This is a genomic window from Pararhizobium sp. P1_E7 (assembly GCF_056405855.1).
In genome coordinates this window covers 60,974-69,945 of sequence record NZ_JBFUBH010000020.1, presented here as the reverse complement: position 1 = coordinate 69,945, position 8,972 = coordinate 60,974, and the positions used below count along the sequence as shown (strand labels likewise).

6 protein-coding genes are annotated in these 8,972 nt (G+C 58.7%); 1 reads left to right on the top strand and 5 read right to left on the bottom strand.

What is annotated here, in order from left to right; all coding sequences use genetic code 11:
* Positions 1–150: 150 nt before the first annotated feature.
* Positions 151–624 carry a MarR family winged helix-turn-helix transcriptional regulator gene (locus AC1D17_RS18305; protein WP_477566764.1) on the top strand — a complete coding sequence of 158 codons (474 nt, stop codon included), beginning with the start codon at positions 151–153 and terminating at the stop codon, positions 622–624.
* 88 nt (positions 625–712) lie between these two features.
* On the opposite strand, the gene AC1D17_RS18300 is transcribed toward AC1D17_RS18305, so the two are convergent.
* The 5 genes from AC1D17_RS18300 to clpP all read right to left on the bottom strand — a co-directional run bounded on the left by AC1D17_RS18300 (position 713) and on the right by clpP (position 8,858).
* Positions 713–2,908 (bottom strand): esterase-like activity of phytase family protein, encoded by a 2,196-nt coding sequence (locus AC1D17_RS18300; RefSeq protein ID WP_477566763.1) that lies wholly within the window; start codon positions 2,906–2,908, stop codon positions 713–715.
* 214 nt (positions 2,909–3,122) lie between these two features.
* Positions 3,123–3,395: a DNA-binding protein HupB gene (hupB, locus tag AC1D17_RS18295; protein WP_477566762.1), complete on the bottom strand. Its 273-nt coding sequence runs from the start codon at positions 3,393–3,395 to the stop codon at positions 3,123–3,125.
* Between the two features lie 333 nt (positions 3,396–3,728).
* Positions 3,729–6,149 carry an endopeptidase La gene (gene lon / locus AC1D17_RS18290; RefSeq protein WP_477566761.1) on the bottom strand — a complete coding sequence of 807 codons (2,421 nt, stop codon included), beginning with the start codon at positions 6,147–6,149 and terminating at the stop codon, positions 3,729–3,731.
* 499 nt (positions 6,150–6,648) lie between these two features.
* Complete coding sequence (clpX, locus tag AC1D17_RS18285; protein ID WP_264219213.1) at positions 6,649–7,926, bottom strand: ATP-dependent Clp protease ATP-binding subunit ClpX; 1,278 nt, start codon at positions 7,924–7,926, stop codon at positions 6,649–6,651.
* A 299-nt stretch (positions 7,927–8,225) separates the two neighbouring features.
* Complete coding sequence (gene clpP / locus AC1D17_RS18280) at positions 8,226–8,858, bottom strand: ATP-dependent Clp endopeptidase proteolytic subunit ClpP (RefSeq protein ID WP_264219214.1); 633 nt, start codon at positions 8,856–8,858, stop codon at positions 8,226–8,228.
* Between the last annotated feature and the right edge of the window lie 114 nt (positions 8,859–8,972).

The window sequence follows — 8,972 nt, the reverse complement described above, 5'->3', positions numbered from 1 at the left end:
GCCTGCTCCAATGTCTATTCAGGTCTTTCATCTAGGAAACATTATTGGGGAGATTTGGTACCAAAGGCCAATGGCCGCCGATTAGACTTGACTGTAATACCGACAATACCGTCATTTGACATGGCACCTCATAATATCCATATGAAACACATGAAATCCACATTCGAAGTCTCCGACAAGCTCTTTGAGCTCTACCATCGCGTTCACCGCCTCATCAACGAATCGATGACGGAGGAAGGCGTATCGCTGGCGCGCAGCAAGTTCCTGTTTTTCCTGAGCAAACTAGGCCCCTGCCGCTCGACCGATATCGCAGGCGCGCTGAATTTTGCGCCGCGCACGGTGACCGAAGCCATCGACGGACTGGAGCGCGACAAGCTGGTGGTGCGCAAGCCCGATCCGGAGGACCGCCGGGCGAAGATCGTCTCGATCACCGATGTCGGCCGGGTCGTGCTCGAGGCGGCCGAGCATCCGCGAAAACAGCTGATCGAGGAAATTTTCTCGGCGCTCGATGACGAACAGCTCGACCAGATGCACGATATTGTCAGCCGGCTGGTCGCCAAGGCCGATGAAATCCGCAAGCGCAAGGAAGTCGGCGAAGGTCCTGGCGAAACTGCAGCCGAGTAACGCGCGCCTTCCCCAATCACTTCAGGACCAAATAGAAAAGGCCGGAACATCATGTCCCGGCCTTTTCCGTTACCGGTACGAACAGCAATTACATCGCGTTCATCGTACCGATCGGGAAGAACAGCGTTTCGCCCGAGGAATCGTCGACGCCGTCATTGTCGGTGACGACATAGCCGTTGCCGGCGGCATCGACCGTGAACCCCTCGACCTTGTCGACGACATAGCCGCCCAGAGCCTTGAGGTCAGGAATGAGGTCGCGGACCTCTTCCTTCTTGACGACGGGCAATTCGCCACCGAGCTTGGCCGGTTTCAGATCGGCAAGCGCCACGCGGTAAATCTTCTTCAGCTTGGCAGCCTGACCGATCAGGTTGTCGCGCTCGATGATATAGGCATAGTCGCCGTAGACGGTGATTTCGGACAGGCCGACCCAGCCTTCCTCGGTCTTGTCGAGCGGATAGCGCACGGCACCCCATTCCTCGGACGCCGGATTGTAGGACACGAGCTTGACGAAGCCCTTGTCGTCATCCTTCCAGGGCCGCTGCATTGCCATCCACAGCGTCGTCGCATCGCCCTCGCCAACGCTGGTCACACCTTCAAAACCCCAACGCACTTCATTGGCACGCAGTTCTTCGGGAATGGCGATCTCTTTCTTGATCACGCCTTTGGCGTTCACATGGATGAGTGCGTTTGCATAGAGCTTGGCCGCATCGCCTTCCGAAGCCAGCCAGAAACCACCCTCGCCGTCATTGGCGATGCCTTCGATGTCAAGCTTCTGCGCTGGGGCGCCATCACGGGTAATCGTGAGCGCTTCGGTGATCAAAGCCGGCTTCTGCGTGGCGTCGATCGTGAAGATACGCGGCTGCGAGGAATAGACCGAATCGTTGACGGCGTAGAGCTTGCCGGGCTGATCCTTGACCGCGGCCAGACCAGAGAGAGCGCCGAAACCGAGCGGAGCGCCGTCCTGTTCTGCCGAGGTAATCTGCGGATAGGCGGCAACGCCTTCTGCCCGCTCGTAGATCATGACATGCGAGCGAGCGCCGCCGTCTTCCACCAGGTCCACCTCGTTGGCGGTTGCCAGCAGATTGCGCGCGGGAATAGCGACGCCGCCTTCCGGCGAGACACCGGACGGCAGGATCTGCTTGAGTTCCGGATCGGCGCCGGTGTCCTTATAGACGCCGACGACGGAAGCTCGCTCAGCCAGAACGAAGAACAGCTTGTCTTCGCCGAAAGTTGCGGCTTCCAGACCTTCCGGTTCGATACCCTTGGCAGCCGAACGTTTCTCGGGATAGTGGCCGATCGCGGCAACGGCGTGCTCGAAGCTGGCGCCTGATTCGAACAGGACCTTGCCGGTCTTGTCGAAGATGGTGAAGCCGCGCGAACCGCCTTCGTAGTCGCCTTCATTGGCAACCACCAGACGGTTATCATCAAGCCATTTCACGGCATCCGGCTCGCGCTTGACGTCTTTCAGCTCGGCCGTGAAGGACAGCTTGCCGTCGCGCTTGTTGTCAACGCCTGCAAGGTTCGCGGTGCCAGCCGGAAAATGCGTCTTCACCGCACCCGTGTTTCCGTCGATGATGACGATATGATTGTTTTCCTGCAGCGTCAGCGCAATCTCGTTCTGGCCGTTGAAGGCCACGAATTCAGGCTCCGGATCGTCGCCGGCAATTTCTGCAAGACCCGTCAGTGTCACATGCTTGATCGAGGCGCAATCGGCAGCACCGTCCTTCAGTGAGAGGATCACGAGATCGCCTGCCGGCATCTGCGGCAGCTTGCCGTCATTGACCTCTTCGTCGCGCTCGTTCTCGATGGCGATGGCGGCGAGCGTCTTGTCCTTATTGACAGCAACCGAATCCGGCTGTCCGCCGAGATCGCACTGTGCGTCCATCTTCTTTGTCGCCAGATCGACGGTCGCCAGGAAGCCCGATGGCTTGACGAAGCTTTCGCGGGTGTTGACGGCAACCAGCGCCTTGGCGCCGGCGATCGCAACCGATGTCGGTTCGCCTTCGAACGACAGGATACCGCCAGCCTTCGGGGCCTTCGGATCGGTGATGTCGATGAAGCCGATCGCCTTCAGCGGGCTGTCGGAATAGACCAGCGTGTTGCCGTCCTCGCTGGCGGTTATGATTTCAGCCGATGTCACGGACTTCTTGTCAGCATCGGCCGGCAGGTTGTCGGCGACGGCGAACGAGGCGATGCGATTGAATACGGGTTCTGCATTGGCGCCTGACGCGGTCGAGGCGGCAAGCACGGCAGCGAGTGCCGCGGTGAGCGAAAATATCTTCACGGGGATGTCCCTCCTGATCAATCCAATACGGAGGGGTTGTGATCGCGCCGTGTAACACCCGCATGACAGCCGATGCATATTAGACAACGGCAAGGCGGCACGGAAAAAGCCATCGCCACAAACGAAAAGAGGCCCGGGAAAACCCGGGCCCCAAATCATCCTGCTATCGAACCGTTGGCGTCTTCGCCACGGTGCTGCAGATGAAACATGAAACTTAGTTCACGGCGTCCTTAAGACCCTTGCCGGCCGAGAACTTCGGCACGTTGCGTGCAGGGATATCGACTTCTGCGCCGGTGGACGGGTTGCGTCCCTTCGATGCTTCGCGGCGGCTAACCGAGAAATTGCCAAAGCCGACGAGACGAATGTCGCCGCCGCTCTTCAGTTCTGCCTGGATAACGTCGAAGATTGCATCAACTGCAGAAGATGCATCGGTCTTCGAGAGTCCGGCCTTCTCGGCAACTGCGGACACGAGCTCATTCTTGTTCATGTTTCCACCCCTTTCAATACTGGTTCGAAACGACTCAATTTTTAAGCCGAGGGCAGCATACGCGCGACCCCCGCCTTGGCAAACCCAATCGCTCTGAATCCCATGGAATGCAAGGCTTTGCGCACGGTTTTACATAAAAAAGACCGGCAAAAATGCCGGTCTTCCACTGTTTCCGTTCCAAATCAGTACTCAACCTATGGCAGGCACCGCCTGAAATCCAAGTCAAGCCCCCAAAKCGCGTCGCAATCTTTCAGATTCGCTTGCCGCGCTTTGGGTCTTTGATTTTGCGCATGCCGTTATCGCAAAACCGCTGCGCACTTTTGCGCGGCATGCTTAGTGGGCAATCGACACGCCTGCATCGTCCGCCGGGTCCGCAGCTGCGATCGGCACGACGTGCTTGGAAGGATCCCACTCGATCGGCTCAGGAACCCTTACCAGCGCATGCTGCAGCACCTCGCCAATATGAGAGACCGGAATGATCTCCATAATGTTCTTCACGTTGTCCGGAATATCCGCCAGGTCCTTGGCGTTTTCTTCCGGGATCAGCACCTTCTTGATGCCGCCGCGAAGCGCTGCGAGCAGTTTTTCCTTCAGGCCACCGATCGGCAGGACGCGGCCGCGCAGGGTGATTTCACCCGTCATGGCGACGTTCCTGTCAACGGCAATGCCGGTCATGATCGACACGATCGCCGTTGCCATGGCCACACCGGCGGACGGACCGTCCTTCGGTGTCGCGCCTTCCGGCACGTGCACATGGATGTCGCTCTTGTCGAACAGCGGCGGCTCGATGCCGAAGTCGATCGCACGCGAACGGACATAGGATGCCGCAGCCGAAATCGATTCCTTCATCACGTCGCGCAGGTTGCCGGTCACCGTCATGCGGCCCTTGCCGGGCATCATGACGCCTTCGATCGTCAACAGCTCACCGCCGACTTCCGTCCAGGCAAGCCCCGTGACAACGCCCACCTGATCGGTGCGTTCGGCTTCGCCATGGCGATAGCGCGGAACACCGAGATAGTCGTTGACGTTCGCACCGGTGACCTCGACCTTGTCGGTCTTGCCCTTGAGGATTTCGGTCACGGCCTTGCGGGCGAGCTTCATCAGTTCGCGCTCAAGGCTGCGCACGCCAGCCTCACGGGTGTAGGTCTGGATGACCACGCGCAGCGCATCGTCCGAAACGGAGAATTCCTTGGACTGCAGCGCATGGTCGGCAATCGCCTTGGGCAATAGATGCCGTTTGGCGATTTCCAGCTTTTCTTCTTCCGTATAGCCGGCGATGCGGATCACTTCCATGCGGTCCATCAAGGGCGCAGGAATGTTCAGCGTGTTCGCCGTGGTGATGAACATCACGTTCGAGAGGTCGTATTCGACCTCCAGATAGTGGTCCATGAACGTCGAGTTCTGTTCCGGATCCAGCACCTCGAGCAAAGCCGACGACGGATCGCCGCGGAAATCCTGGCCCATCTTGTCGATTTCATCGAGCAGGAAGAGCGGGTTGGACTTCTTTGCCTTCTTCATCGACTGGATGACCTTGCCAGGCATCGAACCGATATAGGTGCGGCGGTGACCGCGGATTTCGGCTTCGTCACGAACGCCGCCGAGCGCCATGCGGATATATTCGCGGCCGGTCGCCTTGGCGATCGACTTGGCAAGCGAGGTCTTGCCGACGCCCGGAGGACCAACGAGGCACAGGATCGGCCCCTTGATCTTCTGCGAACGCGCCTGCACGGCCAGATACTCGATGATCCGTTCCTTGACCTTGTCGAGGCCGAAATGGTCCAGTTCCAGCACCTTTTCGGCGTGGTTGAGATCGGTCTTGACCTTGGACTTCTTCGACCACGGAATGCCGAGCAGCCAATCCAGATAATTGCGCACGACGGTGGCTTCCGCCGACATCGGGCTCATCTGGCGCAGCTTCTTGACTTCCGCATCGGCCTTTTCACGGGCTTCCTTGGACAGCTTGGTCTTGGCGATGCGGTCTTCCAGTTCGGCCATCTCGTCGCGGCCTTCCTCGCCGTCGCCGAGCTCCTTCTGAATCGCCTTCATCTGTTCGTTCAGGTAATATTCGCGCTGGGTCTTTTCCATCTGGCGCTTGACGCGCGAGCGGATGCGCTTTTCGACCTGCAGAACCGAGATCTCGCCTTCCATGAAGCCGAGCGCCTTTTCAAGGCGCAGCTTGACGCTGGTCGTCTCAAGCATTTCCTGCTTTTCGACGATCTTGATGGAGAGATGCGAAGCAACCGTATCGGCGAGCTTCGAATAATCCTCGATCTGGCTGGCCGCGCCGACGACTTCAGGCGAAATCTTCTTGTTGAGCTTCACATAGCTCTCGAATTCCGACACCACGGAGCGGCTCAGCGCTTCGATCTCGACCGGGTCTTCCTCCGGCTCGGAAAGCGGGTGCGCGTGCGCTTCGTAGAACTCCTCGCGGCCGGTATAGCCGTCGATCTCGGCGCGGGTCCGGCCTTCGACCAGTACCTTGACGGTACCGTCCGGCAGCTTCAGCAGCTGCAGCACGTTCGCAATGGTGCCGATCTGATAGATCGCAGCCGGTTCCGGATCGTCGTCGCTCGCATTGATCTGGGTTGCAAGCATGATCTGCTTGTCGGTGCCCATGACTTCTTCAAGCGCACGGATCGACTTTTCACGGCCAACAAACAGCGGCACGATCATGTGCGGGAACACCACGATGTCGCGTAGCGGCAACACCGGATAGGTCGCGCTTTCAATTGCCGGAGACGTTTTGCTCGTCATGTCATTTCCTTTCCGTCCCGTTTCCGGGCCCGTTACCCGAAGCGTTCAAGGGCGCTTCCGGTCTTCATTCTGTCCACTGTCAGGTGGAGTGTGTGACGTCTGTTTTCAACCCTTCGCCGACTACCGGCCTGGGAGGCGGCGTAGCCGGATAGTAAACGGCATCTGACTGTCGCGGACCTTGCCGCGAGAGCTAACGCACACGCTTCGTACCGGGATCCACCGGCACAGAATCGTTACATAATCGCGTTGTTGACTGCTTTTAGCAATCGCTGATTCGCTTGAATGTTCATTCAGCCACACCCTCCAGCGGCGAGACTTCCGGCGCACGGATCCCCGCCAAATGTGCAGGGCTGCCATGCAGCTATTGCCTACGCGAACCCTGCCCGACAGGTGCAGGCAAAGCCGCACGTACCCCATGACGCGCCACGGTCGTGGCATTCTAAATTTGCCGCATGAAAAAGGCCCGCACATGGCGGGCCTCTTTAAAAAGTCGATCCGATCAAGCCGAAACGTTGGCCTTCTCGTCCGAGCGCTCCGAGTAGATGTAGAGCGGCCGGGCAGAACCCTTGACCACCTCGTCGGAGATGACCACTTCGCGAACGCCTTCCAGCGTCGGCAGCTCGAACATCGTGTCGAGCAGGATCTTTTCCATGATCGAGCGCAGGCCGCGGGCGCCGGTCTTGCGGACGATCGCCTTGCGGGCGATTTCGCGCAGGGCGTCCTCGTGGAAGGTCAGTTCCACATCCTCCATCTCGAACAGGCGCTGGTACTGCTTGATCAGCGCGTTCTTCGGCTCCGACAGAATCTGGATCAGGGCCGGCTCGTCGAGGTCTTCGAGCGTCGCCAGAACGGGCAGACGGCCGATGAATTCCGGGATGAGGCCGAACTTCACCAGATCTTCCGGCTCCAGTTCGCGCAGGACTTCACCGACACGGCGATCTTCCGGTGCACGCACCGCGGCGCCGAAACCGATCGAGGTCTTTTCGCCGCGCGCCGAGATGATCTTGTCGAGACCGGCAAAGGCGCCGCCGCAGATGAACAGGATGTTGGTCGTGTCAACCTGCAGGAATTCCTGCTGCGGATGCTTGCGGCCGCCCTGCGGAGGAACCGACGCGACGGTACCTTCCATGATCTTCAGAAGCGCCTGCTGCACGCCCTCGCCCGAGACGTCCCTCGTGATCGACGGATTGTCGGACTTGCGCGAGATCTTGTCGACTTCGTCGATATAGACGATGCCGCGCTGTGCCCGCTCGACATTGTAGTCGGCCGACTGCAGGAGCTTCAGGATGATGTTCTCGACGTCCTCGCCGACATAACCGGCTTCGGTGAGCGTCGTGGCATCGGCCATGGTGAACGGCACGTCGATGATACGTGCCAGCGTCTGCGCCAGGTAGGTCTTGCCGCAACCGGTCGGACCGACGAGCATGATGTTGGATTTCGCCAACTCGACGTCGGTGCCCTTGGCGGCATGGGCCAGGCGCTTGTAATGGTTGTGGACGGCAACCGACAGGATGCGCTTGGCCTGTTGCTGGCCAATGACGTATTCGTCGAGAACCTTGATGATCTCCTGCGGCGTCGGAACGCCATCGCGGGACTTGACCATCGACGTCTTGTTCTCTTCGCGGATGATGTCCATGCAGAGTTCGACGCATTCATCGCAGATGAACACCGTCGGTCCGGCAATCAGCTTGCGGACCTCGTGCTGGCTCTTTCCGCAGAAGGAGCAGTATAGGGTATTCTTGGAGTCACCGCCGTTGCTACCGCTGACCTTGCTCATATCACTTTCCTTCCAGCACGCCGGGCACCTCCTGCAAGGTGACCAGGACTACTCAACCTGCTCCGCTATTCCCTGCCATTCATGCGCAAGGAGACGGCGCTTTCGGGAGTACGAACCGGCTTCAAACAACCATGTTTGATGTCCGGCAGCAACGAATCTCCCACCGAATACCGAATGCTAGGACTTCAAACTTCAACATAGCATTAACGGTCGATATTAACGGCTTTGGCCTGCGGATAAAGCCCATGAGAGTTACAATTGTGTCACAAATGCATCTATCCGCACAAAAAAGCTGAATTTCATGCCTCAGCGGCAGCTTCCATGGCCTCGCGCGAGGTGATGACCTTATCGACGACACCCCAGCTCAGCGCCTCATCCGCAGTCATGAAGTGGTCACGGTCCAGCGTCTGTTCAACCTCTTCATAGGTCCGGCCGGTGTGCTTGACGTAGACTTCATTCAGACGGCGCTTCATCTTCAGGATATCGCGGGCATGCCGTTCGATGTCGGACGCCTGGCCCTGGAAGCCGCCTGACGGCTGGTGAACCATGATACGGGCGTTCGGCGTCGCAAAGCGCATATCCTTGTGGCCGGCGGCCAGAAGCAGCGAGCCCATGGATGCCGCCTGACCGATGCAGAGCGTCGAAACAGCGGGCTTGATGAACTGCATCGTATCGTAGATCGCCATGCCGGCGGTGACGACGCCACCCGGTGAATTGATGTAAAGGGCGATTTCCTTCTTCGGGTTTTCAGCCTCGAGGAACAGCAGCTGGGCGCAGATCAGCGTTGCCATGTGGTCTTCCACAGCACCCGTCAAAAAGATGATGCGCTCTTTCAGGAGACGCGAAAAGATATCGTAGGAGCGCTCGCCGCGATTGGTCTGTTCAACGACCATCGGCACCAGGGCCATAGCGGTATCAACGGGATTTCTCATGTCAAACCTTTGTCTATCTGGTGCGCAAACCCTTCTGCACACCGGGAATCATCGGGAATATCTCTTGTCCATACATAGAGTGTCCAAGTACCCGACTTCAAGTCGCCAACTCTG

Bases quoted from the DNA above. Each gene is read 5' to 3' on its own strand.
- AC1D17_RS18305 (WP_477566764.1), top strand. From the start codon at position 151: ATGAAATCCACATTCGAAGTCTCCGACAAGCTCTTTGAGCTCTACCAT.
- hupB (WP_477566762.1), bottom strand. From the start codon at position 3,395: ATGAACAAGAATGAGCTCGTGTCCGCAGTTGCCGAGAAGGCCGGACTC.
- clpX (WP_264219213.1), bottom strand. From the start codon at position 7,926: ATGAGCAAGGTCAGCGGTAGCAACGGCGGTGACTCCAAGAATACCCTA.
- lon (WP_477566761.1), bottom strand. From the start codon at position 6,149: ATGACGAGCAAAACGTCTCCGGCAATTGAAAGCGCGACCTATCCGGTG.
- clpP (WP_264219214.1), bottom strand. From the start codon at position 8,858: ATGAGAAATCCCGTTGATACCGCTATGGCCCTGGTGCCGATGGTCGTT.